This is a genomic window from Streptomyces sp. NPDC003032 (assembly GCF_053591415.1).
In genome coordinates, this window is record NZ_JBSFTT010000012.1 from 118,794 (window position 1) to 142,467 (window position 23,674).

Consider the following 23,674-nt stretch of genomic DNA (forward strand, 5'->3'; position numbering starts at 1 on the left):
GACGATGTGGGCGGCGGCCGTGTGCGCCGGGAGCGCGGCCTGGCTGACGGACGGTCGAGACCGCACGGCTCGGCGGGTCCGGTCGGTGCTCGGGACCGGTGCGCCCGAGAAGGCGGACGGCTGGTCCTGGTGGCGGGCTGTCGCCGCCGGGCGCGGTCGGGTGCGGCACGAGTGGTGGTGCCTGGTGGCCGGAGCGGTGCTGGCGCTCCTTGGGGAGTCTCCGCTGCCGCTGATCGCGGGCGCGGCCGGAGTGCCGTTGGCGGGACGCGTGCGGCGGGCCCGGGACGCGCGCCGGGAGCGGGAGCGGCGCGGCGACGCGGTGATCGCGTTGTGCGGGGCGCTCGCGGGCGAGGTGCGGGCGGGGCGGCAGCCGAGGGACGCGCTGCGGTCGGCCCTTGATGATTCCGGTGGGGTGGCTTCTGGTGCGGTGCTGGCGGCGGCGCGGTTCGGCGGGGACGTGCCGGGGGCGCTGGGCGATGCGTCGCGGGAGCCGGGCGCGGAGGGGTTACTGGGGCTCGCGGCGTGCTGGCGGGTGGCGGTGGATCGCGGCGCGGGGCTCGCGGCGGGACTTGAGCGGCTGGAGGGCGCGCTGCGCTCCGAGCGCGATCAACGAGCGGATCTGCGAGCCCAGTTGGCCGGCGCGAGATCGACCGCCGTGATGCTCGCGGGGCTGCCGGTACTGGGGCTGCTGATGGGCGGCGCACTGGGGGCGGAGCCTCTGCGGGTGCTGCTGCACACAGGGCCGGGGCTCGGCTGCCTGGCGGTGGGCGGGGTGCTTGAGGGCGTCGGGGTGTGGTGGGCGCTGCGGATCGTACGAGGAGCGGAGGGGCGATGAGTTCTGTCCACAGGCTGGGGGTGGCCGTGTGGGGAGTCGCGGCGGTGCTCTGGTTGGCGCTGACGGTGCTGGCCGCCCGGCGGGAGAGGGCGGTGCGGCGGCGGGCCGGGGCGGTGCTGGGCGAGGAGAGACCGGCCGCGCGGCGCGGAGAGCGGTGGCCGGGCCTGCGGGCCGGGACGCGCGCCTGCCTCCTGGTGGCCGGGACGGCGAGTGCGGCCTACGCGTTGGTGGGCGGAGCCCCGGGGCTCGTGGCGGGAGCGGCTGTCGGCTACGGCACATGGCGCTGGCGGCGGGACCACGCACCGCCTGGGGCACAGGATGGAATCAGTGACGCGACGGAGGGTGCCCGCCAACTTCCCTTGGCAGCCGACCTCTTGGCGGCCTGCGTTGCCGCAGGGGCGAGCCCGGTATCGGCCGCGCGAGCCGTCGGGGAGTCGCTGCGGGGCCCGGTCGGTGAGCGGCTCGCGCGAGGAGCGGCGGAAGTACGGCTGGGCGGCGAACCAGTCGACGCGTGGCGCCAGTTGGCGGCGGTACCGGGAGCTGCCCCACTGGCTCGGCTCCTGGAGCGCGCCGGCGAGTCAGGAGCGCCCGCCGCGGAGCCGGTGGCCCGCCTCGCCGCGGACGTCCGGGCGGTGCGGGCGCGGGCGTCAACGGCCAGGGCGCGAAGGGCGGCAGTGCTGATGACGGCACCTGTGGGCCTGTGCTTCCTCCCGTCGTTCGTCGCGTTCGGGGTGCTGCCGGTGGTCATGGGCCTCGCGGAGGGCCTGTTGAGGACGGCCTGAACACCTGAGTACCTGAACGCCTGAATACCCAACGCCTGAACGCAGACGCGCCTTCTCCGAGGCCAACAGGCCCGAGGCGACTTACGCAACAACATTCATGGGGGTCGAGATGTGTGTACGCAACTACACGCGGGCGCTGCTTCGGCGGGCTCGCGGGGCGGACGAGGACGCGGGGATGGTCACGTCCGAGTACGCGATGGGGCTGATCGCGGCGGTGGGCTTCGCCGGACTGCTCTACAAGGTGGTGACGAGCGGCCAGGTCAGGGCGGCTCTGCAGGCGGTAGTGGAGAAGGCACTCCATGCGCCGTTCTGACCACGGACCGAGGACGCGCGGGAGAGACCGGGGATTCGTGACGGCGGAGGCGGCCGTGGTCCTGCCGACGCTGGTCCTGTTCACCATGGCGCTGATCTGGACGCTGCTCGCCGTGTGCGCGCAGATCCAGTGCGTGGACGCGGCACGGGCGGGGGCTCGCGCTGCGGCGCGGCAGGACCCGGCGGCGGTGGCCGTGGCGGCGGCGCGGCAGGCGGCGCCACGCGGGGCGCGGGTGGGCGTGCGGCGCGACGGTGACCTGGTGCGGGTCGAGGTGGTCGCGGACTCGCCGGGCCCGGGAGCGCTGGGTCTCGGTCTGCGGCTGCGGGCGGAGGCGGTGGCGTTGGCGGAAGAGACGGTGGGGGTGGGCTCATGAGGGGCCGGGTGTGGCGCGGCGCGGGCCGCGATCGAGGGGCAGCCACGGTGTGGGTGACGGTGGTGATGGCGGTGCTCTGCGTGGTCTCCGGTGCCGTGCTGGTGATGGGGCAGGTCGTCGTGGCCCGGCATCGGGCGGGTGGCGCGGCGGATCTCGCGGCGCTGGCGGCGGCGGATCGTTGGGCGGCCGGTGCCTCGGCGGCCTGCGCGGGGGCCGGCCGGGTGGCCCAGGCGCAGGGGGTGCGGCTCCTGCGCTGCGCTGTGCGGGGCGATGTCTCCGAGGTCACGGTCTCGGCCTCCGTCGGCGCCTTCTCCGCGCGGGTCCGGTCGCGGGCGGGCCCCGGGGTTCCTCCGTGACCAAGCCTTGCCCCACGGACCTGTGCCCTATCCGGCCTCTCCGTCCCCGGCCCTGCCCCCACCCGCATCCCGAAGCAACACAGAAAGCAACCGCACAGCCCCCCGCTTGTGCAACGGCTCGTTGCCGTTGCCGCACTTGGGGGACTGGATGCACGAAGGGCAGCCCGCCTCGCACTCGCAGGACGCGATCGCCTGCCGCGTGGCAGTCAGCCACTCCCGAGCCGTGTGGAAGGCCCGCTCGGCGAACCCGGCCCCGCCTGGATGACCGTCGTACACGAACACCGTGGGAAGGAGCGTGTCCGGATGCAGCGGCACGGAGACGCCGCCGATGTCCCAGCGATCGCACGTGGCGAACAGCGGCAGCATGCCGATGGAGGCGTGCTCGGCGGCGTGCAGGGCGCCGCCGAGGATCTCGGGATGGACGCGGGCGGCGTCCAGCTGATCCTCGGTGACCGTCCACCAGACGGCGCGCGTACGCAGCGTACGAGGAGGGAGTTCCAGCTTGGTCTCGCCGAGGACCTCGCCCGTGATGATCTTTCTGCGCAGGAAGGAGACGACCTGATTGGTGACTTCGACGGAGCCGTAGCAGAGGCGCCCCTCGCCCCAGGGCACCTCGACGTCCGTCTCCAGGATGGAGATCGAGGTGGTGTCGCGCGCGGTCGTGGAGTACGGCGGCACGGCCTCCTCGACCAGGGCCACCGAGTCCTCCAGGTCGAGGTGGCGCACGAGATACGTACGGCCCTGGTGGAGGTGGACCGCGCCCTCGTGCACGGTGGTGTGCGCGGCGGACGCGTCGACGGTGCCGAGCAGCCGTCCCGTGCCCTCCTCGACGATCTGGACGGGTTTGCCGCCCTCGCCGCGGATGTCGGTGAGGTCGGCGGCCCGCTCCCGGCGGGTCCAGTGCCAGGCCCTCGTCCGGCGGCGCAGCAGCTTCGCGGCCTCCAGCTGCGGGAGCAGTTCCTCGGCTGCCGGGCCGAAGAGCGCCAAGTCGTCGTCGACCAAGGGAAGTTCCGAGGCGGCGGCGCACAGGTGGGGGGCGAGGACGTACGGGTTGTCGGGGTCGAGGACGGTGGACTCGACGGGCTGCTGGAACAGCGCTTCGGGGTGGTGGACGAGATACGTGTCCAGCGGGTCGTCCCGGGCGACCAGCACGGCCAGGGCGCCTTGGCCGGAGCGTCCGGCCCGCCCCGCCTGCTGCCAGAGCGAGGCTCGCGTACCGGGGTAGCCCGCGATGATGACGGCGTCCAGGCCCGAGACGTCCACGCCGAGTTCGAGGGCGGTGGTGGCGGCGAGGCCGAGGAGTTCGCCGGAGTGCAGGGCGCGTTCCAGGGCACGGCGCTCTTCGGGGAGGTAGCCACCGCGGTAGGCGGCGACGCGGCGGGCGAGGGAGCGGTCGACCTCGCTGAGGCGTTCCTGGGCGATCACGGAGATCAGCTCGGCGCCGCGCCGGGAGCGTACGAAGGCGACCGAGCGGACGCCCTGGACGGTCAGGTCGGTGAGGAGGTCCGCGGTCTCGGCGGTGGCGGTGCGGCGGACGGGGGCGCCCTTCTCGCCGTGCAGTTCGGTGAGCGGGGGCTCCCACAGGGCGAAGACGAGTTCACCGCGGGGCGAGGCGTCGTCGGCGACCTCCTTCACGGGCAGCCCGATGAGGCGCTCCGCGGAGACGGCCGGGTCGGCGGAGGTGGCGGAGGCCAGCAGGAAGACGGGATCGGAGCCGTAGCGGGCGCAGAGGCGGCGCAGACGGCGCAGGACCTGGGCGACGTGGGAGCCGAAGACGCCGCGGTAGGTGTGGCACTCGTCGATGACGACGTAGCGCAGGGCCCGCAGGAAGGCGGACCAGCGGGGGTGGGAGGGGAGGATGCCGCGGTGCAGCATGTCGGGGTTGGTCAGCACGTAGTTGGCGTACTGACGCACCCATTCGCGTTCTTCCACGGGAGTGTCGCCGTCGTACACGGCGGGGCGTACGGCGTTCCCGAGAGGCTCCGCGAGTGCGCGGACGGCGCGGCGCTGGTCGGCCGCGAGGGCCTTGGTGGGGGCCAGGTACAGGGCGGTGGCGCCGCGCCCGTTGGGTGCCTCGGAGCCGTCGAGGAGGGCGGAGAGGACGGGCGTGAGGTAGGCCAGGGACTTGCCGGACGCGGTGCCGGTGGCGACGACCACGGATTCGCCGTCCAGCGCGTGCTCGGCCGCCCGTGCCTGGTGGGCCCAGGGGTGCTCGATGCCCGCCGCCCGAACGGCGGATATGACCTCCGGACGGATGCGGTCGGGCCAGACTGCATACCGAGCCGCACGTGGGGGCAAGTGCTCCGTATGAGTGACGCGCGATGCACGGCTCGGCCCAGCGGTGAGTCGGTCCAGGACCGCCCGTGGGGACGTCTGTGCCGGGGCGCCCGCAGAGGGTCCTCCGGGAGGAGAAATTTTGGCCATCGGCATCGAGTGTGTCACTGGCGGGATGGACAATGGTCCCAAGGCGTCGTGCACGCCCGCCGGTAAGTGATTGAATGCCATCGCGGCTGGCGATCCGTCCTGGGGGCTCTGCCGAGGTGTCCCGAGGGATGACCGCTCGATAGCAAGGTGCTGGAGGATCCGTGGACCTGTCCCTGTCGACCCGTACCGTCGGCGATCGTACGGTCGTCGAGGTCGGTGGCGAAATCGATGTTTATACCGCGCCCAAGCTGCGCGAACAGTTGGTCGAGTTGGTGAACGACGGCAGTTTCCACCTGGTCGTCGACATGGAGGGCGTGGACTTCCTCGACTCCACCGGACTCGGCGTGCTGGTCGGCGGCCTGAAGCGGGTGCGTGCCCATGAGGGCTCGCTGCGCCTGGTCTGCAACCAGGAGCGCATTCTCAAAATCTTCCGCATCACCGGCCTGACCAAGGTGTTCCCCATCCACACCTCGGTCGAGGAAGCAGTCGCCGCCACCGACTGAGGCCGGGGGTGGCAGTACAGCAGGGGACCGGGCCTGCGGCTCGGTCCCCTGACAGCACGCGCGTACGTCCGAGGGGGATGCATGGCCACCGTTGAACTCCGCTTCAGCGCGCTGCCCGAGCACGTCAGGACCGCCCGCCTCGTGGCGGCCGCGGTCGCGCGCAGGGCCGGGGTGGACGAGGCCGTTCTCGACGAGGTCAGGCTCGCGGTAGGTGAGGCCTGCACGCGCGCCGTCGGGCTCCACCAGAGCAATGGCGTCACGGCGCCGGTGCTGGTCTCGCTGATCGAGGACGAGAAGCAGTTCTCCATCGAGGTCGGCGACGAGGCACCCCGTTCGGCGCCCGGTGACCGGGCGCCCGGCGGGCGGTCCGACGGGGGCGACGAGCTGGAGGGCGAGGACGAGATGGGTCTCGCCGTCATCAGCGGTCTCGTGGACGACGTCGAGGTCACCGCCGGCGCATCCGGCGGGCTGATCCGCATGAGCTGGCCGACGACCCCCGCGCCGCTCCTGCCCTGAGCCCCGCGCCGCTCCTGCCCTGAGCCCCGGCTTCCTCGCGCTGCCCTCGCCCTGCCCCCCCCACGCCCTGACAGGCCCTGTCACCACCACGGTGAACAGGGCCTTTTTCTTATTCTGATCATCTAATTCCCTTGATCGAGTTTGCGCCCGATCTCTCGTCAACGGTTTTGGGGCATTACCGCTTTCGGGGCCAATCCATGGCCGCGATCATTTGCTGAGAAGCGATCTCCGGTCAATTGCGTTAGTGGCGCTCTGTTTTGATCAGGTTCCGCTCCCTACAATCCGTCCACATCTTGAGCTCAGCCCAAGCGCCAAGGAGGACGAATGGCGGGGCTTTCTACCCCTCATCAGTTTGACCACCCCTCAACCTTCGCAGCCGCAGTCCTGACCGACGACAATCGTCTGATCGTGATGGTCATCGCGGCCGTCGCGCTCGCGGCGCTCGTCGTCGCCGGGGTCCTGGTGCGCCAGGTCCTCGCGGCCGGCGAGGGCACCGACAGCATGAAGAAGATCGCGAAGGCGATCCAGGAGGGCGCGAATGCCTATCTGGGCCGGCAGCTGCGCACGCTCGGTGTATTCGCCGTCGTCGTGTTCTTCCTGCTCATGCTGCTGCCCGCGGACGACTGGAATCAGCGCGCCGGACGATCGATCTTCTTCTTGATCGGAGCGGCGTTCTCGGCCACCACCGGCTATATCGGTATGTGGCTCGCCGTGCGCAGCAATGTGCGCGTGGCGGCCGCCGCCCGGGAGGCCACCCCGGCGGAAGGCGAGCCGGAAAAGGATCTCACCGCCGTCTCGCACAAGGCCATGAAGATCGCTTTCCGCACGGGCGGCGTCGTCGGCATGTTCACGGTGGGGCTCGGTCTTCTGGGCGCCTCCTGTGTCGTGCTCGTCTACGCGGCCGACGCTCCGAAGGTGCTCGAAGGTTTCGGGCTCGGAGCCGCGCTGATCGCGATGTTCATGCGTGTCGGCGGCGGCATCTTCACCAAGGCCGCCGACGTCGGCGCCGACCTGGTCGGCAAGGTCGAGCAGGGCATTCCGGAGGACGATCCGCGCAATGCCGCGACCATCGCCGACAACGTGGGCGACAACGTCGGCGACTGCGCAGGTATGGCCGCCGACCTCTTCGAGTCGTACGCCGTCACGCTCGTCGCCGCGCTGATCCTCGGCAAGGTGGCGTTCGGCGACTCAGGGCTCGCCTTCCCGCTGATCGTCCCGGCCATCGGCGTCGTGACGGCCATGATCGGCATCTTCGCGGTGGCACCGCGGCGCGCCGACCGCAGCGGCATGAGCGCCATCAACCGCGGCTTCTTCATCTCCGCCGTCATCTCGCTGGCACTCGTGGCCGCCGCCGTCTACGCCTATCTCCCGTCCTCGTACGCCAAGCTCGACGGCGTCACGGACGCGACGATCGCGGGCCACGACGGCGATCCGCGGGTCCTCGCGCTCATCGCCGTGGCCATCGGCATCGTGCTGGCCGCCCTGATCCAGCAGCTCACCGGCTACTTCACCGAGACCACCCGGCGTCCTGTGAAGGACATCGGCAAGACCTCGCTGACCGGCCCGGCCACCGTCGTCCTCGCCGGCATCTCGATCGGTCTCGAATCGGCCGTCTACACCGCGCTGCTCATCGGGCTCGGCGTGTACGGGGCGTTCCTGCTCGGCGGTACGTCGATCATGCTCGCCCTCTTCGCGGTCGCCCTGGCCGGTACGGGGCTGCTGACCACCGTCGGCGTCATCGTCGCCATGGACACCTTCGGTCCCGTCTCCGACAACGCGCAGGGCATCGCCGAGATGTCCGGTGACGTCGAGGGCGCGGGCGCGCAGGTCCTCACCGACCTGGACGCAGTCGGCAACACCACCAAGGCCATCACCAAGGGCATCGCCATCGCGACCGCGGTCCTCGCGGCGTCGGCGCTCTTCGGGTCGTACCGCGACGCCATCGCGACCGCGGCCAAGGACGTCGGCGAGAAACTCGGCGACGGCGCTCCGATGAACCTGGTCATGGACATCTCGCAGCCCAACAACCTGGTGGGCCTGATCCTCGGCGCCGCGGTCGTCTTCCTCTTCTCGGGGCTCGCGATCAACGCGGTGTCGCGGTCGGCCGGGGCCGTGGTCTACGAGGTGCGGCGACAGTTCCGCGAGCACCCCGGGATCATGGACTACAGCGAGGAACCGGAGTACGGGCGCGTCGTCGACATCTGCACCAAGGACGCGCTGCGTGAGCTGGCCACACCGGGTCTGCTCGCCGTGCTCACGCCCATCGCGGTCGGCTTCTCGCTCGGCGTGGGCGCGCTCGGCTCGTTCCTCGCCGGGGCGATCGGTACGGGCACGTTGATGGCGGTCTTCCTCGCCAACTCGGGCGGCGCCTGGGACAACGCCAAGAAGCTCGTCGAGGACGGCCATCACGGCGGCAAGGGCAGCGAGGCCCACGCCGCGGTCGTCATCGGCGACACCGTGGGCGACCCGTTCAAGGACACCGCGGGCCCGGCGATCAACCCCCTGCTGAAGGTGATGAACCTGGTGGCGCTGCTCATCGCGCCCGCCGTCATCAAGTTCAGCTACGGGGACGACGCCAGCGTCGGCATGCGGGTCCTCATCGCGGCGCTCTCCATCGCGGTCATCATCGGCGCGGTCTACGTCTCCAAGCGGCGGGGCATCGCCGTCGGGGACGAGGGCAACGCCGGGGTGACGGCCAAGTCGGCCGACCCGGCGGTCGTTTCCTGACTCCGGTCCGGGTCGCGTCCAACACGCGGGCGGACGGCGCTTGTTGATGCGCCGTCCGCCCGTCGGCGTGTGGGCGCACCGCCCATCGTCACCGGGGCCCCGGGCGGGTCGTGAGCCCGTCGTGAGCCTTCTCTCCCGCTCCCCGCCATCTGCTTGGTGCAAATGGCTGCAATAGCGGTTGTATCGGGCCCACGACATGCGATTGTCGCTCGTTTGGCGTGTAAGTTCCGGGGCCGAGAGCCATGGAAGGGACCAATCCGGTGAACAAGAAGCTTGCAGCCGCACTGTCCGGCGGTGCGGTACTGGTACTCGCGATGACAGGGTGCAGCAGCGACGACGGCAACAAGGAGCTGGACGACTGGGCCAAGAAGGTCTGTGACTCCGTCCAGCCGCAGTCGAAGAAGATCGCGGACGCCAACGCCGCGATCCAGAAGGAGACCTCCGACAACAGCTCGCCGTCCGACGTCCAGAAGACCGACTCCAAGGCGTTCCAGGACATGTCGGACGCCTACAAGGCGATGGGCTCCTCCGTGAAGAGCGCGGGCGCGCCGCCGGTCGACGACGGGAAGAAGAAGACGGACGACGCCGTCAAGGAGCTCAACGCCATCTCCAAGTCGTACGAGGGCTTGAAGAAGCAGGTCGACGACCTGGACACCAAGAACCAGGCGGACTTCGCCGACGGCCTCAAGAACGTCGCGGGCGAGCTGGACAAGCTGAGCAAGAGCGGCAACGAGGCGCTGGACAAGTTGCAGGAGGGGGAGGTGGGCAAGGCGATGGGCAAGCAGGACAGCTGCAAGAGCGCGTCCACCACGCCGTCCGCCAAGAACTGACCCCCTCTGGCCGTACGTTCTTCCCCACGCCCTCGGCACCCATGGTGGCGCCGGGGGCGTCGGTGTTGCCCTCGGGCCACAATGGGGGTGTGAGTAATGCCAGCCTCCCCCTGCCCTCGTCCGACCGCGCCGACGTAGCCGCCTCCTTGCGGGAGGCCCTGCTCGCCGCCGACTTCACCGCCGACGGGCTGCTCGAGCTGCTCGGGGCGCCCGCGTACGCCGCGCTCGCGCGCAGCGAGACCGTGCCCGCGCTGCGTGCCACGCGCGGGGAAGGCGGCCTCGAAGCCCTCGTACGCCTCTTTCTGCTCCAGGAAACCGTGCCCCACGCGCGCGTGGCGGACGTGCTGCCCCTCGACGCTCTCCTGGAGAGCGGTTGGCTGATCGAGCGGGACGGTGCGCTGCGGGCGGCCGTGGATGTGCGGCCCTATGGCGGGCCGAGCGGCGAGGACTGGTTCATCGTCTCCGACCTGGGCTGCGCGGTCGGCGGTGCCGGAGGCATCGGCAGCCATGACGAAGGCGTCGTCCTCGGGGTCGGCGGCGCGTCCACGACGCTCGCCGGGATCACCGTGCGGACACCGGTCGACAGCGCCCTCGACCTCGGCACCGGTTCCGGCATCCAGGCGCTGCACGCCGCGCAGCACGCCACGCGCGTGACGGCGACCGACCTCAACCCCCGGGCATTGGAGTTCACCCGGCTCACGCTGGCGCTCTCCGGCGCCCCGGCGGCGGACCTGCGCGAGGGCTCGCTCTTCGAGCCGGTGGGCGACGAGACGTACGACCTGGTCGTGTCGAACCCGCCCTTCGTGATCTCACCGGGGGCCCGGCTCACCTATCGGGACGGCGGGATGGGCGGGGACGATCTGTGCCGCTCGCTCGTTCAGGAGGCGGGGGAGCGGTTGAACGAAGGGGGGTACGCGCACTTCCTGGCCAACTGGCAGCACGTGGACGGCGAGGAGTGGCAGGACCGGCTGCGGTCCTGGGTGCCGCGCGGCTGTGACGCCTGGATCGTGCAGCGCGAAGTGCAAGACATCACGCAGTACGCCGAGCTGTGGCTGCGGGACGCGGGGGACCACCGCCAGGACCCCGCGCGGTACGCGGATCGGTACGAGGCGTGGCTGGACGAGTTCGAGGCGCGCGGGACGCGGGCCGTCGGTTTCGGGTGGATCACGCTGCGCAAGACCGGGGCCGCCGAGCCGAGCATCACCGTCGAGGAGTGGCCGCACCCCGTCGAGCAGCCGCTCGGCGAGACCGTGCGCGAGTTCTTCGACCGGCAGGAGTACCTGCGTACGCACGACGACGCGGCGCTGCTCGCCGCGCACTTCAAGCTCGCCGACGAGGTCGTGCAGGAGCAGGTCGGGCTGCCGGGCGCCGAGGACCCGGAGCACGTCGTGCTGCGCCAGCACCGGGGGATGCGGCGGGCCACCAAGGTGGACACGGTGGGCGCCGGGTTCGCGGGGGTGTGCGACGGGTCGCTGAGCGCCGGGCGGATCCTGGACGCCATCGCCCAACTGGTCGGCGAGGACCCGGTGTTGCTGCGGGACCGGACGCCCGCGCAGATCAGGCTCCTGGTGGCGCAGGGCTTCCTGCTGCCGGTCCAGGCTTAGGGCGGTCGGTGCCACCCCTGCCCTGGGTGGGGAAATCAGCCAACATCCCGTACACGTCCGGCAATTCGGGTGGAAGGGCGAGCGAGCGGGCCGTCCGCCGTTCACCCGGATTTCGCGCTCTCGATTCCCGGACGTGTCAGCCTCCAGGCCAAGGCCGCTGACAAAGCGCCGGACGAAGAGCTGGACGGGGAGGCAAGGGCCATGGAGAGCGGACCAGCGATCTTCGCCGGGACGGTGTTCACGCTGTTCGGCGCTGGACTGCTGCTGTGGACCGGTGCGCGGGTCGCACACCGCGAGCCCGTCGCCCAGGGTGTGAGCCCTGTCGCATCGGCGACGCTCGCCGCGCTCTCCGGTTCCGGCGCGCTGCTTCTCGGCGTGTGGTGTTTCACTCGTCTGTGAAGCCGCTGTGAAGCCGCTATGAGGCTGCTGTGAAGCCGCTGCGCGGCCGTGGCGGACCGCCTCCTTCGGGTGGGGTGGAGCGTCGTATTTCGGCAGGGGTGGGGCGCTACGTCCCGGCAGGGACGGAGTGGCGGGCTCCGCGGGCAGACGGCCGTACTCCGGTGGGCTGCCAGGCCGTATTCCGGTGGCGCGCGGGGTCGTATCGGGGTAGCGGGCAAGGGCGTACTCCGGTGCGGCGGAGGGCCTCGCTCCAGTGCGGTGCACCGAGTGGCGGAGGTCTCGCTCCAGAGCGGTGGAAGGGCCTGCTCCGGTGATCGCGCCGGTGCGGCGGGGCCGAGGCCCCGGCCGGGCGCCGAAACGGCAGGTCGCCACTCCGGGCGGCAGGAATGGCGGTAGTCGGGTTACCGTTCGAGTGGCCGTTGCGGGCTTTTCCCGTTTGACACGGGGGCGGGATGTACCGTCACACTCCGCAGCGACAGCGCAACGCAAGCCATGCGAGCACTGCCACCGCACTGTCACGAGCACCGCGACCACGTGGTGCCACCGCGCACTGCCACCGAGCGTCGACCGGAGAGAAGAGCGAAGTTGTCCCCGACCAGCGAGACCGCACAGGGCGGCCGCCGACTCGTCATCGTCGAGTCGCCTGCCAAGGCGAAGACGATCAAGAGCTACCTCGGCCCCGGCTACGTAGTCGAGGCCAGCGTCGGGCACATCCGCGACCTCCCCAACGGTGCCGCGGAGGTGCCCGAGAAGTACACCGGTGAGGTGCGCCGCCTGGGTGTGGACGTCGAGCACGACTTCCAGCCGATCTATGTCGTCAACGCCGACAAGAAGGCCCAGGTCAAGAAGCTCAAGGACCTCCTGAAGGACTCCGACGAGCTCTTCCTCGCCACCGATGAGGACCGCGAGGGCGAAGCCATCGCGTGGCACCTCCTGGAGGTCCTGAAGCCCAAGGTCCCCGTCCACCGGATGGTCTTCCACGAGATCACCAAGGACGCGATCCGCGCCGCCGTCGCCAACCCGCGCGAGCTCAACAAGCGCATGGTCGACGCCCAGGAGACCCGCCGCATCCTCGACCGCCTCTACGGTTACGAGGTCTCGCCGGTCCTGTGGAAGAAGGTCATGCCGCGCCTGTCGGCGGGCCGCGTCCAGTCCGTGGCCACCCGCCTCGTCGTCGAGCGGGAGCGCGAGCGCATCGCCTTCCGCTCCGCCGAGTACTGGGACCTGACCGGCACCTTCGGCACCGGCCGCGCCGGTGACGCCTCCGACCCGTCGCAGCTGGTCGCCCGCCTCACCGCGGTCGACGGCAAGCGCATCGCGCAGGGCCGCGACTTCAACTCCGTCGGGCAGCTCAAGTCCGACACCCTGCACCTGGACGAGACGAACGCCCGCGCGCTGGCCGCCGCCCTCCAGGACACGGACTTCTCCGTACGATCCGTCGAGTCCAAGCCCTACCGCCGCTCGCCGTACGCCCCCTTCCGTACGACGACGCTGCAGCAGGAGGCCTCGCGCAAGCTGGGCTTCGGCGCGAAGGCCACCATGCAGGTGGCCCAGAAGCTGTACGAGAACGGCTTCATCACGTACATGCGTACGGACTCCACGACCCTGTCCGACACGGCGGTCGCCGCGGCCCGCGCGCAGGTCACCCAGCTCTACGGTGGCAACTACCTGCCGGACAAGCCGCGCACGTACGCCGGGAAGGTCAAGAACGCGCAGGAGGCGCACGAGGCGATCCGCCCCTCGGGTGATCGTTTCCGCACGCCCGCCGAGACCGGCCTGACCGGCGACCAGTTCCGGCTCTACGAGCTGATCTGGAAGCGGACCGTCGCCTCTCAGATGAAGGACGCGACGGGCAACTCCGTCACGGTCAAGATCGGTGGCCGCGCCTCCGACGGCCGCGACGCCGAGTTCAGCGCGTCCGGCAAGACCATCACCTTCCACGGCTTCCTCAAGGCGTACGTCGAGGGCGCCGACGACCCGGACGCAGAGCTGGACGACCGCGAGCGCAGGCTCCCGCAGGTCGGCGAGGGCGACGCGCTCACCGCCGACGAGATGTCGGTCGACGGCCACGCCACCAAGCCGCCGGCCCGCTACACCGAGGCCTCGCTGGTCAAGGAGCTGGAAGAGCGCGAGATCGGCCGCCCGTCGACGTACGCGTCGATCCTCGGGACCATCCTGGACCGCGGGTACGTCTTCAAGAAGGGGACGGCGCTCGTCCCCTCGTTCCTGTCGTTCGCCGTCGTCAATCTCCTGGAGAAGCACTTCGGGCGGCTCGTCGACTACGACTTCACCGCCAGGATGGAGGACGACCTCGACCGCATCGCGCGCGGCGAGGCACAGGCCGTGCCGTGGCTGCGGCGCTTCTACTTCGGTGAGGGCGGCGAGGGCTCCGGCGGCGCCGCCGACGCGGGCAACGGCGACGGTGACCACCTCGGCGGCCTCAAGGAACTCGTCACCGACCTCGGCGCGATCGACGCCCGCGAGGTGTCGTCGTTCCCCGTCGGGGACGGGATCATGCTGCGAGTGGGCCGCTACGGCCCCTACATCGAGCGTGGTGAGCGCGACTCCGAGGAACACCAGCGCGCCGACGTGCCCGAGGACATGGCGCCGGACGAGCTGACCGTCGAGTACGCGGAGGAGCTGCTCGCCAAGCCGAGCGGCGACTTCGAGCTGGGCGCGGACCCGGAGACCGGCCGCCAGATCATCGCCAGGGACGGGCGTTACGGCCCGTACGTCACCGAGGTGCTCCCCGAGGGCACCCCGAAGACCGGCAAGAACGCGGTCAAGCCGCGCACGGCCTCCCTCTTCAAGTCCATGACGCTCGACACGGTCACCCTTCAGGACGCCCTGAAGCTGATGTCGCTGCCGCGCGTGGTCGGCACCGACGCCGAGGGCGTCGAGATCACCGCGCAGAACGGCCGGTACGGCCCGTATCTGAAGAAGGGCACGGACTCGCGGTCGATCGACAGCGAGGAGCAGCTCTTCACCATCACGCTGGACGAGGCCCTGGAGATCTACTCCCAGCCGAAGCAGCGGGGCCGCGCCGCGGCGAAGCCCCCGCTGAAGGAGCTCGGCGAGGACCCGGTCAGCAAGAAGCCCGTCGTGGTCAAGGACGGCCGCTTCGGGGCGTACGTGACCGACGGCGAGACCAACGCGACGCTGCGGGCGGCGGACTCGGTCGAGGACATCACTCCGGAGCGCGGCTACGAGCTGCTCGCGGAGAAGCGGGCGAAGGGGCCGGCCAAGAAGACGGCCAAGAAGGCACCTGCCAAGAAGGCGCCCGCCAAGAAGACCGCTGCCAAGAAGACCGCGGCCAAGAAGACGACCGCGGCCAAGAAGACCACTGCCGCGAAGAAGACCACTGCCAAGAAGGCGGCGGCTTCGAGTAAGGCCGCTTCTTCGGAGGACTGACGTTTCCCACTGCCGGGCGCCTCGTCGACGGGTGCCCGGCAGTGGTGTGCCCGTCGGTAGGCGGTCGTTTGTTCGGGTGGGCCGACGGGGAAGCAGCGCATCCAGATAGGCTGGACGGATGACGCGTGCCGAGCAGCCAACGGCCGGAATCCCGGCCCCCGACGACGCCCTGGTCGCAGATTCCCGAGAGCGTGCGGTCCGCGCTCTGCTGCGCGTACCCCAGCTGAAGCGGTTGTGGAGCGCACAGCTCGTCGGCAGTGTCGGCGACGCGCTCGCCCTGCTCGTCCTGGTGATCCTCGCGCTCCAGTCGGCCATAGCGGAAGGCGCCTTCGGAGGCGGCTACCGCGGCGCGGCCTTCGCCGTCACCGCCGTCTTCGGAGCACGCGTCCTCGCGACGCTGCTCTTCGGAGCGGTGCTTCTCGGACCGCTCACCTCCCTCACGTCACCGGGGGGCCCGCTCGACCGGCGCTGGACCATGGTCGGCGCCGACGGCGTGCGCGCCGCGCTGCTGATCGTCGCCCCGCTGTGGATCGACTGGACCCCGGACAACGCCCTCGCGGTGATCCTGGTGACCGCCTTCGTGGTCGGTGTCGCCGAACGGTTCTGGACGGTCGCCCGGGAGAGCGGCGCGCCCGCGCTGCTGCCCGCGCCGCCCCCCGAGGGCGCGACGGTGCGGCCGCTGCCGGACCACATGGACGCGCTGCGGCGCCTGTCGCTGCGTACGGGTTTCGTGGCGCTGCCCGTCGCGGCCGCCGCGCTCGTCGCCATCACGCTCATCGGCAACCTCCTGGGCGCCGGGCTCGACTGGTTCCAGCTGCACCAGGCGGGGCTCGCCTCGTTCCTCGCGGCCGGGCTCTTCGCCGGATCGCTCTCCATCGTCTACTTCCTGCGGCTTCCCGGTACGCAGACGCCACGCGCGCGTAGCCCGCTCGAAGGGCTGCGCAGGCCGCGTACCGGCACCGGCACCGACAAGGGGCGCACGGGCGCGATCCCGCTGCTCGTCGTCGCCAGTGCCGCCGTCGCCACGGCCGTCGCCGCGGCCGTCGCCGTCGCCGTGCTGCACGCCAAGGACCTGGGCGGCGGGCCCGTCGCGTACGGCCTGATCGTCCTCGCCCTGACCGGCGGCACCGTCGTCGGCATCCGTACCGCGTCGTCCCTGCTGCCCTCGCTGTCGCGCCGCCGGCTGCTCGCGCTCGCGATCGCCCTCACCGGTGTCGCGCTGCTCGTCGCGGGCCTCGTGCCGGACGTGACGACCGTGCTGCTGCTCCTGGCCCTCGCCGGTGTCAGCGCGGGCGTCGCCGCGAACACCGGGCACGCGCTGCTCGACCAGGAGGTCGAGGAGTACCGCAGGGCCCGCACCACCGAGCACCTCCAGGCCGTCGCCCGCCTGAGCATCGCGCTCGGCGCGCTGGTGGCCCCCGTGGTCGCCGCCGCGATCGGGCCGCACCGCATGGTCAACGGCAAGTTCGTCTTCGACCACGGCGGCGCCGCCTTCACACTGATGCTGGTCGGCGCGCTGCTGCTGCCGGTGGCCGCACTGGTCCTCGCCAAGGCCGACGACCGGCAGGGCGTGCCGCTGCGGCACGACCTGCGGGACGCCCTGCGCGGCGGCGACGACCCGGTGCAGGCGCCCTGCGCCACCGGCTTCTTCATCGCCCTGGAGGGCGGCGACGGCGCCGGCAAGTCCACCCAGGCCGAGGCGCTCGCCGAGTGGATCCGCGCCAAGGGGCACGAGGTCGTCGTCACGCGCGAGCCGGGCGCCACGCCCGTCGGCAAGCGGCTGCGGTCGATCCTCCTCGATGTCTCCTCGGCCGGTCTCTCGCACCGTGCGGAGGCGCTGCTGTACGCCGCCGACCGCGCGGAGCACGTCGACACGGTCGTACGGCCCGCCCTGGAGCGCGGCGCCATCGTCGTCTCCGACCGGTACATCGACTCGTCCGTCGCCTACCAGGGCGCCGGGCGCGACCTGTCGCCGACCGAGGTCGCCCGCATCAACCGCTGGGCGACCGGTGGCCTCGTACCGAACCTGACGTGTCTGCTCGATGTGTCGCCCGAGGCGGCCCGCGAGCGGTTCACGGAGGCGCCCGACCGACTTGAGTCGGAGCCGGCCGAGTTCCACGCGCGCGTGCGGTCCGGTTTCCTCACGCTCGCCGCCGCCGACCCGGGCCGGTACCTCGTCGTCGACGCCTCCCAGGAGCCGGAGGCGGTCACGACCGTGATCCGGCACCGGCTCGACGTGGTGCTTCCGCTCTCCGAGGCCGAGGTGAAGGCCCAGGAGGAGGCCCGTAGGGCCGCCGAGGAGGAGGCGCGGCGCAAGGCCGAGGAAGAGGCCGCGCGCAAGGCCGAGGAAGAGCGCCTCGAACGTGAGCGCCAGGAGCAGCTCGCCAAGCTCCGCGCCGAGGAGGAGGAGCGCAAGCGGCGCGAGCTGGAGGAGGCCCAGCGCCGGGAGGCCGAGCGGCAGGCCGAGGAGGCCCGTAAGCGTGCCGAGGAGGCGCGCCGCAAGGCCGAGGAGGAGAAGGCCAGGCTGCTCGCCGAGGAGAAGGTCAGGGCGGCCGAGGAGGAGCGGCGCCGCCGGGAGGCCGAGGAAGAGGCGCGGCTGCGGGCCGAGGCGGAGGAGCGGCGGCTCGAGAAGCAGCGGAAGGCGGAGGAGGCGTTGCTCCGGGCGGAGGAGGCTCGGCGGATGGCTGCGGCGTCCGCGGCGGCGGCTGCGGCGGCGGCCGCTGAGGGGGCTTCGGGGCCGTCGGCTCCGGCCAAGCCGTCTGGTTCGTCTGGTCCGTCTGGATCGCCCTCTGGCCCCTCTGGCCCCTCTGGCCCCTCTGGTCCCTCCGGTTCCTCTGGTCGGCCTGCGCCGTCCGTGCCGGACAACGAGACGACCGTGCCCACGCCGGTGGTGGCGCCGCCTTCCGGGGCGGCCGACGAGACCGCTGTACTGCCGCCGGTACGGCCCGACGGGCCGGGACCGGAGGACACCGAGGTGCTGCGGCAGCCGCCGGTTCCGGGTGCCGCGGACGAGACGGCGGTACTGCCGGCCGTACGCGAGGACAAGGTGCCGCCGGGGTACTTCAGGGACGAGCGTCCGTCGGCTCCCGAGGGGGGCAACGAACGTACCCGCGAGCTGCCCCAGATCGACGAGCAGGGCGCGCCTCGGCGGTCCCGGCCCGACTGGGCCGAGGAGACGCCGCTGGACGACCTGCCGACGCTGGCGGACGAACTGCTCGGCTCGCACGAGGACGACGTCGATGGAGCTGACGGTGCTGACGGTGCTGACGGCCAGGGTGGGCGAGGGCGCCGGGGCGGCCGCCGACGTTGATGGCGGAGGCGGGCGGCGCCGGTTGTGCTCTCGTTGTCAGTGCCGTGTTCCACAATGGGCAGTCCGGCAAGAGCAGTGCGCAGCGTAAGGCGGTGACCCCATGAGCGTGTGGGACGACGTGGCGGTGACGCCGTGAGCGTGTGGGACGACCTGGTCGGACAGGAGCGGGTGAGCGAGCAGCTGAGCGCCGCCGCTCGGGACGCCGACGCGCTGGTGACCGCGGTCGCCGCCGACACTCCCGTGCCGGAGTCGTCGAAGATGACGCACGCCTGGCTGTTCACGGGCCCGCCCGGCTCCGGCCGGTCCACCGCCGCGCGGGCCTTCGCCGCCGCCCTGCAGTGCACCAGTCCGGACCGTGCGCTCGGCGGGGTGCCCGGCTGCGGGTTCTGCGACGGCTGTCACACGAGCCTCATCGGTACGCACGCCGACGTGGAAGTGGTCCGCACGGACCTGCTGTCCATCGGCGTGAAGGAGACCCGCGAGCTGGTCCGCCGGGCGCAGCTCTCGCCCGCGGTCGGACGCTGGCAGGTCATCGTCCTTGAGGACGCCGACCGCCTTACGGAGGGCGCGGGGAACGTCCTGCTGAAGGCCGTGGAGGAGCCCGCCCCCCGCACCGTGTGGCTGCTCTGCGCGCCCTCCGTGGAGGACGTGCTGCCGACGATCCGTTCCCGCTGTCGGCACCTGACACTGCGTACGCCTCCTGTGGAGGCCGTCGCCGACGTGCTCGTACGAAGGGACGGCATCGAGCCGGACGTCGCGGCGGCGGCGGCGCGCGCGACGCAGGGCCACATCGGCCGCGCCCGCCGGCTCGCCACGGACCCACGCGCGCGTGAGCGCAGGGCCGCCGTCCTGAAGCTGCCGCTGCGCGTGCAGGAGATCGGCGGCTGTCTGAAGGCGGCGCAGGAGCTGATCGACACGGCGTCCGACGACGCGAAGCAGGTCGCCGAGGACGTCGACACCAAGGAGACCGAGGAGATGAAGGCGGCGCTCGGCGGTGGGCAGGGTGGCCGGATGCCGCGCGGCACGGCGGGTGTGATGAAGGAACTGGAGGACAGACAGAAGCGCCGCAAGACCCGTACGCAGCGCGACAGCCTCGACCTCGCGCTCATCGACCTGACCGGGCTCTACCGCGATGTTCTCGCCCTCCAGCTGGGCTCCCGCGTGGCCATCGCCAACACCGAGGTGCAGGACATGCTGGAGCGCATGGCGCTGGGCACGTCGCCCGAGGCCACGCTGCGCCGCATCGAGGCCATCGGCGCGTGCCGCACGGCCCTTGATCGCAACGTGGCGCCACTGTTGGCGGTGGAGGCGATGACGGTGGCGCTGAGGGCTGGCTGACGAGGCGTTGACAAGACGTTGACGAAGCGTTGATGAGGCGTTGACGAGGTCACCCGTACGAGTACGAGATGGACACTGTGTGTGATGGATCGTGCGCGGAGAGTTAGTCTCGCGGGATGGACATCAGCCGTCACCACCGCCGCAGCGGCAGCCGAAGCCGTAGCCGCGGTCGCAGTCGCCGCCTTTCCTTCCGTACGTGCGGCACGCTGCTCGTGACCGCAGGGCTGCTCGCCTCCGGGTGCTCGTCGCGGAGTTCGACGGCGGACGCCTCCCTGGCCGCGCTCACCAGTTCGATGTCCGCGGAGCTCACCTCGTACTACGGTCAGAAGCTGAGCTGGCGCGAGTGCGGTGTCGCGGGCTTCGAGTGCGCCTCGATGAATGTCCCGCTCGACTACGGGAGGCCCACGGCGGGCGACATCAAGCTGGCGGTGGCCCGCAAGCAGTCCACCAAGAGAAGCGGACGGCTCGGTTCGCTCCTGGTCAACCCGGGCGGGCCCGGCGGCTCGGCGATCGGCTACCTCCAGTCGTACGCGGCGCTCGGCTACCCCGAGAAGGTCCGCGCCCACTACGACATGGTCGCCGTCGACCCACGCGGCGTGGCCCGCAGCGAGCCGGTCACCTGCCTCGACGGCAAGGACATGGACGCGTACACGCAGACCGACGTGACACCCGACGACCAGCGCGAGACCGATGAGCTGGGCACCTCGTTCGAAAAGTTCGCGCAGGGCTGCGAGAAGCGGTCGGCGACCGTCCTGCCGCACGTGTCCACCGTCGAGGCGGCGCGCGACATGGACGTCCTGCGGGCGGCGCTGGGCGACGACAAGCTGTCGTACGTCGGCGCTTCGTACGGGACGTTCCTCGGTGCGACGTACGCCGGTCTCTTTCCGCAGCGCGTGGGGCGCCTCGTCCTGGACGGCGCGATGGACCCCTCTCTGCCCGCGCGCCGCATGAACCGCGACCAGACCGCGGGCTTCGAGACGGCGTTCCAGTCGTTCGCGAGGAACTGCGTGGCGCTCGGCACGGAGTGCCCGCTCGGCCCGGGGAGCCCCGCCGACGCGGGCAAGCGTCTGAAGGCCTTCTTCGACGAGCTGGACCGCGCGCCCCTGCCGGCCGGTGACAGCTCGGGCCGCAGGCTCGGCGAGGCCCTCGCGACGACCGGCGTGATCGCCGCGATGTACGACGAGGGCGCCTGGCCCCAGCTGCGCGAGGCGCTCACCTCGGCGATCAGGGACAAGGACGGCTCGGCCCTGCTGGCCCTCTCGGACAGCTACTACGAGCGGGACGGCGACGGCACGTACGGGAACCTCATGTTCGCCAACGCCGCCGTGAACTGCCTCGACCTGCCGCCGGCCTTCACCTCGTCGGCCCAGGTCAAGAAGGCGCTGCCGGACTTCGAGAAGGCCTCCCCGGTCTTCGGCGAGGGCCTGGCCTGGTCCTCGCTGAACTGCGCGTACTGGCCGGTCAAGGCCACCGGAAAGCCACACCGCATCGCGGCGAAGGGAGCGGCCCCCATCGTGGTCGCTGGCACGACCCGCGACCCCGCCACCCCCTACCGCTGGGCGCGGGCCCTGGCCTCCCAGCTCTCGTCCGGCCGCCTGCTCACATACGACGGCGACGGCCACACGGCGTACGGCAGGGGCAGCGCGTGCGTCGACTCGACGATCAACGCGTACCTCTTGGAAGGCAAGGCGCCGGCGGACGGAAAGCGCTGTTCGTAGGCGTGGGGTAGGTGCACGGTAGGCGCGCGGTAGGTGTTCGTAGGGGATGGGGGCTCGCTCCCAGAGGGGTGTGCGGAGCACCCCCGGAAACTGTGTAGACTTGGCCGCGTTGCTGATCGCACGATGGTGGTGCGGATGGCGCGCCGCCTTAGCTCAGATGGCCAGAGCAACGCACTCGTAATGCGTAGGTCTCGGGTTCGAATCCCGAAGGCGGCTCTGTGGAAGCCCCAGGACTCACTCGCCGTGACCTGGGGCTTTTGCTTGTGGTGGGTCGGTCGGTGGCGTGTTCACCTGGCCCACTGCTGGGAGGCCTTGCCTGATTGGCAGGTGGATGCGGCTACGCCGCCGCCGTAGGCCAGGTCCAGGCAGCCGCCGTTCGAGGTGCTCTTCAGGGTGCCGTTCGAGCCCCAGCGCCAGAGGCGGGCGGTGCCCTGGGTGCAGTCGCCCACGAAGACGGCCTGGCCGAGCATGTTGGCTACCAGGCAGGAGCCGGACTCTTTGTTGACGACCTTGAAGCTGTTGTTTTCCGCGCTCACGGTCTTCCACGAGGCGCTGGGGTCGCCCACGCGCCGTCGTCCGCGGAGCCGTACACCTGGGTCAGGCACGAGCCGTTGTCTGCGTTCTTGAGGCGGAACGGGCCTGCGGGGGTGGGGTTGGTGGGGGAGTCGTCGTTGTCATCCCCGTTGTTGCCTGTGTTGGTGTCGCCGTCGTTGTTGTTGGAGGAGCCGGAGTCCGAGTCCGGTGTGTCTCCGTCGGGCTTGTTGTCGTTGTCGCCGGGCGGGTTCTTGGGGTCGGCGGGGGTGTCTTTGTCGTTCGCCGCGGCGTCCTTTCCCTTGTTTGGTGATGAGTCGTTCTTGTCGTTCGGGTTCTTTCGCTTCTTTTTTGGTTTGTCCGATGCGGGTGTCGCTGACGCGTTTTCGTCCGGTGACATTGAGGGGGCCATCGGTGCGGCGGCCGACACGGAAGGGGTTGAGCCTGCCGCGCGATCGGGGTCTGTGATGTACGGGAGGTTCTGGAGGGCCAGTGTGGTGCCGGTGGCGATGACTACGACCGGGACCACCGCCATCAGGACGCGGGTGCGGCGGGTGCGGCCGGTGCGGTGGGGGCGGCGGGGCTCGGGTGGGTTGGGTGTGGTGGCGGTCAGCTTCGTTTTGGGTTTGTTCTGTCCGGGGTCCGGTGTGTTCTTTGTCGGCGTCGCCGCTACGGGGGGATGCTGCGGCTTCGCGGCGAACGCGGCGCGGCCCGCCAGGCGGTCCGTGATGTGGGGTGGCCAGCTGGGTGGGGCCGTGGGGCCGTGTTCCGTCGCCAGGTCCAGCAGTTCGGGGGCGGTCGGGCGGCCCTCGGGGTCCTTGTCCAGGCAGGACGTGATGACCTCGGCCAGGCGCGGGTCGAGCGTGCGCAGCGGGCTCAGGTCGGGGAAGTCGTGGACGATGCGGTAGAGGGGGCTGCCTTCGGCGCTGTCCTTGAACGGCCAGCGCCCGCTCGCCCCGTACGCGATCAGCAGGCCCAGCGTGAACACGTCGGAGGCGCTGGACAACCGCCGTTTCCCCGAGGCCTGTTCGGGTGACATGTACGCGGGCGTGCCGACGATCAGGCCGGTCTGGGTGAGCTGGCTCTGTTCGGCGGCGCGGGCGATGCCGAAGTCGATGAGGGTGACGCCGTCGAGGGTCAGCATGACGTTCGACGGTTTGAGGTCCCGGTGCACCATGTCGAGGGCGTGGACCGACTTCAGGCCGTCGGCCACTCCCCGCAGGAGCCGCCAGAGGGCATCGGCCGGTAACGGCCCGCCGTGCGGTTCGATGGCCTCCGCCAGCGTGATCCCGGGTATGTACGCGGTGGCGAACCAGGGCGGCTCGGCGGTGCGGTCGCTCGCGAGCAGCGGTGCGGTGGCCTCGGCCGGCAGGCGCGCGAGGTTGTCCATCTCCTGCCCGAAGCGGCGCAGGAACCCCTCGTCCTCGGCGACGACGGACGCCAGCATCTGTTTGACGGCGGCGTACCGCCCGTCCACGACGCCGAGGTACACCCGCCCCATGCCGCCCGCCCCGATGCGGCCCACGAGGGGGATCGTCCCGATCCACCGCGGGTCCCGCTCGCGCAGTGGCTCGGCGCCGCTGCCCGTGAGGTCGAACGCGTCCTGCCCGCCTGCCCCGTCCACCGTCTCCCCGTTCACCGGCCTCCCGGCCGGACCTGTGCCGCTCCCGTGCGCACCCCCGTCCGCACGGACGGACACCGGCC

The 23,674-nt window shown here is 71.4% G+C and carries 18 protein-coding genes and 1 tRNA gene; 16 read left to right on the forward strand and 3 right to left on the reverse strand.

Going from position 1 to position 23,674, the window contains the following annotated elements; translation table 11 throughout:
• The first annotated feature begins 4 nt into the window (after positions 1-4).
• The 5 genes from ACWDZ7_RS19055 (at position 5) to ACWDZ7_RS19075 (ending at position 2,659) form a co-directional block, all read left to right on the forward strand.
• Positions 5-835: a type II secretion system F family protein gene (locus ACWDZ7_RS19055; RefSeq protein ID WP_451798444.1), complete on the forward strand. Its 831-nt coding sequence runs from the start codon at positions 5-7 to the stop codon at positions 833-835.
• Positions 832-1,617, forward strand: coding sequence for a type II secretion system F family protein (locus ACWDZ7_RS19060; protein ID WP_451798280.1), 786 nt, complete (start codon positions 832-834; stop codon positions 1,615-1,617). Before ACWDZ7_RS19055 ends, ACWDZ7_RS19060 begins: the two co-directional genes overlap by 4 nt.
• Before the next feature lie 109 nt (positions 1,618-1,726).
• On the forward strand, positions 1,727-1,930 hold the full coding sequence (locus tag ACWDZ7_RS19065; RefSeq protein WP_451798282.1) for a DUF4244 domain-containing protein: 204 nt from the start codon (positions 1,727-1,729) through the stop codon (positions 1,928-1,930).
• Positions 1,917-2,303 (forward strand): TadE family type IV pilus minor pilin, encoded by a 387-nt coding sequence (locus ACWDZ7_RS19070; RefSeq protein WP_451798284.1) that lies wholly within the window; start codon positions 1,917-1,919, stop codon positions 2,301-2,303. The genes ACWDZ7_RS19065 and ACWDZ7_RS19070 overlap by 14 nt, the downstream gene beginning before the upstream one ends.
• Positions 2,300-2,659, forward strand: a complete 360-nt coding sequence (locus ACWDZ7_RS19075) for an Rv3654c family TadE-like protein (protein ID WP_451798285.1) — start codon at positions 2,300-2,302, stop codon at positions 2,657-2,659. Before ACWDZ7_RS19070 ends, ACWDZ7_RS19075 begins: the two co-directional genes overlap by 4 nt.
• A 27-nt stretch (positions 2,660-2,686) precedes the next feature.
• Here ACWDZ7_RS19075 and ACWDZ7_RS19080 read toward each other — a convergent pair whose 3' ends face one another.
• Entirely contained in the window at positions 2,687-5,164 is a 2,478-nt protein-coding gene (locus ACWDZ7_RS19080) for a DEAD/DEAH box helicase (protein ID WP_451798287.1), read from the reverse strand.
• Positions 5,165-5,244: 80 nt separating this feature from the next.
• Between ACWDZ7_RS19080 and bldG the strand changes: the two genes are divergently transcribed.
• From bldG to ACWDZ7_RS19135, 11 genes are all read left to right on the forward strand, one after another.
• Complete coding sequence (bldG, locus tag ACWDZ7_RS19085) at positions 5,245-5,586, forward strand: anti-sigma factor antagonist BldG (protein ID WP_003975386.1); 342 nt, start codon at positions 5,245-5,247, stop codon at positions 5,584-5,586.
• Positions 5,587-5,667: 81 nt separating this feature from the next.
• Complete coding sequence (locus ACWDZ7_RS19090) at positions 5,668-6,102, forward strand: ATP-binding protein (protein ID WP_451798288.1); 435 nt, start codon at positions 5,668-5,670, stop codon at positions 6,100-6,102.
• Positions 6,103-6,426: 324 nt separating this feature from the next.
• Complete coding sequence (locus ACWDZ7_RS19095; protein WP_451798289.1) at positions 6,427-8,829, forward strand: sodium-translocating pyrophosphatase; 2,403 nt, start codon at positions 6,427-6,429, stop codon at positions 8,827-8,829.
• Between the two features lie 242 nt (positions 8,830-9,071).
• Positions 9,072-9,659, forward strand: coding sequence for a small secreted protein (locus ACWDZ7_RS19100; RefSeq protein ID WP_451798290.1), 588 nt, complete (start codon positions 9,072-9,074; stop codon positions 9,657-9,659).
• A gap of 89 nt (positions 9,660-9,748) precedes the next feature.
• On the forward strand, positions 9,749-11,263 hold the full coding sequence (locus ACWDZ7_RS19105) for a DUF7059 domain-containing protein (protein ID WP_451798292.1): 1,515 nt from the start codon (positions 9,749-9,751) through the stop codon (positions 11,261-11,263).
• Positions 11,264-11,464: 201 nt separating this feature from the next.
• Positions 11,465-11,662: a hypothetical protein gene (locus ACWDZ7_RS19110; protein WP_451798294.1), complete on the forward strand. Its 198-nt coding sequence runs from the start codon at positions 11,465-11,467 to the stop codon at positions 11,660-11,662.
• 585 nt (positions 11,663-12,247) lie between these two features.
• Entirely contained in the window at positions 12,248-15,073 is a 2,826-nt protein-coding gene (topA, locus tag ACWDZ7_RS19115; protein ID WP_451798296.1) for a type I DNA topoisomerase, read from the forward strand.
• A 118-nt stretch (positions 15,074-15,191) separates the two neighbouring features.
• Complete coding sequence (tmk, locus tag ACWDZ7_RS19120) at positions 15,192-18,383, forward strand: dTMP kinase (RefSeq protein WP_451798298.1); 3,192 nt, start codon at positions 15,192-15,194, stop codon at positions 18,381-18,383.
• A gap of 132 nt (positions 18,384-18,515) precedes the next feature.
• Positions 18,516-19,721: a DNA polymerase III subunit delta' gene (locus tag ACWDZ7_RS19125; protein WP_451798299.1), complete on the forward strand. Its 1,206-nt coding sequence runs from the start codon at positions 18,516-18,518 to the stop codon at positions 19,719-19,721.
• A gap of 116 nt (positions 19,722-19,837) precedes the next feature.
• Positions 19,838-21,439, forward strand: a complete 1,602-nt coding sequence (locus ACWDZ7_RS19130; protein ID WP_451798301.1) for an alpha/beta hydrolase — start codon at positions 19,838-19,840, stop codon at positions 21,437-21,439.
• Between the two features lie 142 nt (positions 21,440-21,581).
• A tRNA-Thr gene (locus ACWDZ7_RS19135) sits at positions 21,582-21,655 on the forward strand.
• A gap of 71 nt (positions 21,656-21,726) precedes the next feature.
• On the opposite strand, the gene ACWDZ7_RS19140 is transcribed toward ACWDZ7_RS19135, so the two are convergent.
• Together ACWDZ7_RS19140 and ACWDZ7_RS19145 are read right to left on the reverse strand one after the other, a co-directional pair.
• Positions 21,727-21,975: a ricin-type beta-trefoil lectin domain protein gene (locus tag ACWDZ7_RS19140; RefSeq protein ID WP_451798303.1), complete on the reverse strand. Its 249-nt coding sequence runs from the start codon at positions 21,973-21,975 to the stop codon at positions 21,727-21,729.
• The gene (locus ACWDZ7_RS19145) at positions 21,972-23,609 is read right to left on the reverse strand and encodes a protein kinase domain-containing protein (protein ID WP_451798304.1); all 1,638 of its coding nucleotides are present in this window, start codon (positions 23,607-23,609) and stop codon (positions 21,972-21,974) included. Before ACWDZ7_RS19145 ends, ACWDZ7_RS19140 begins: the two co-directional genes overlap by 4 nt.
• Positions 23,610-23,674 lie beyond the last annotated feature (65 nt).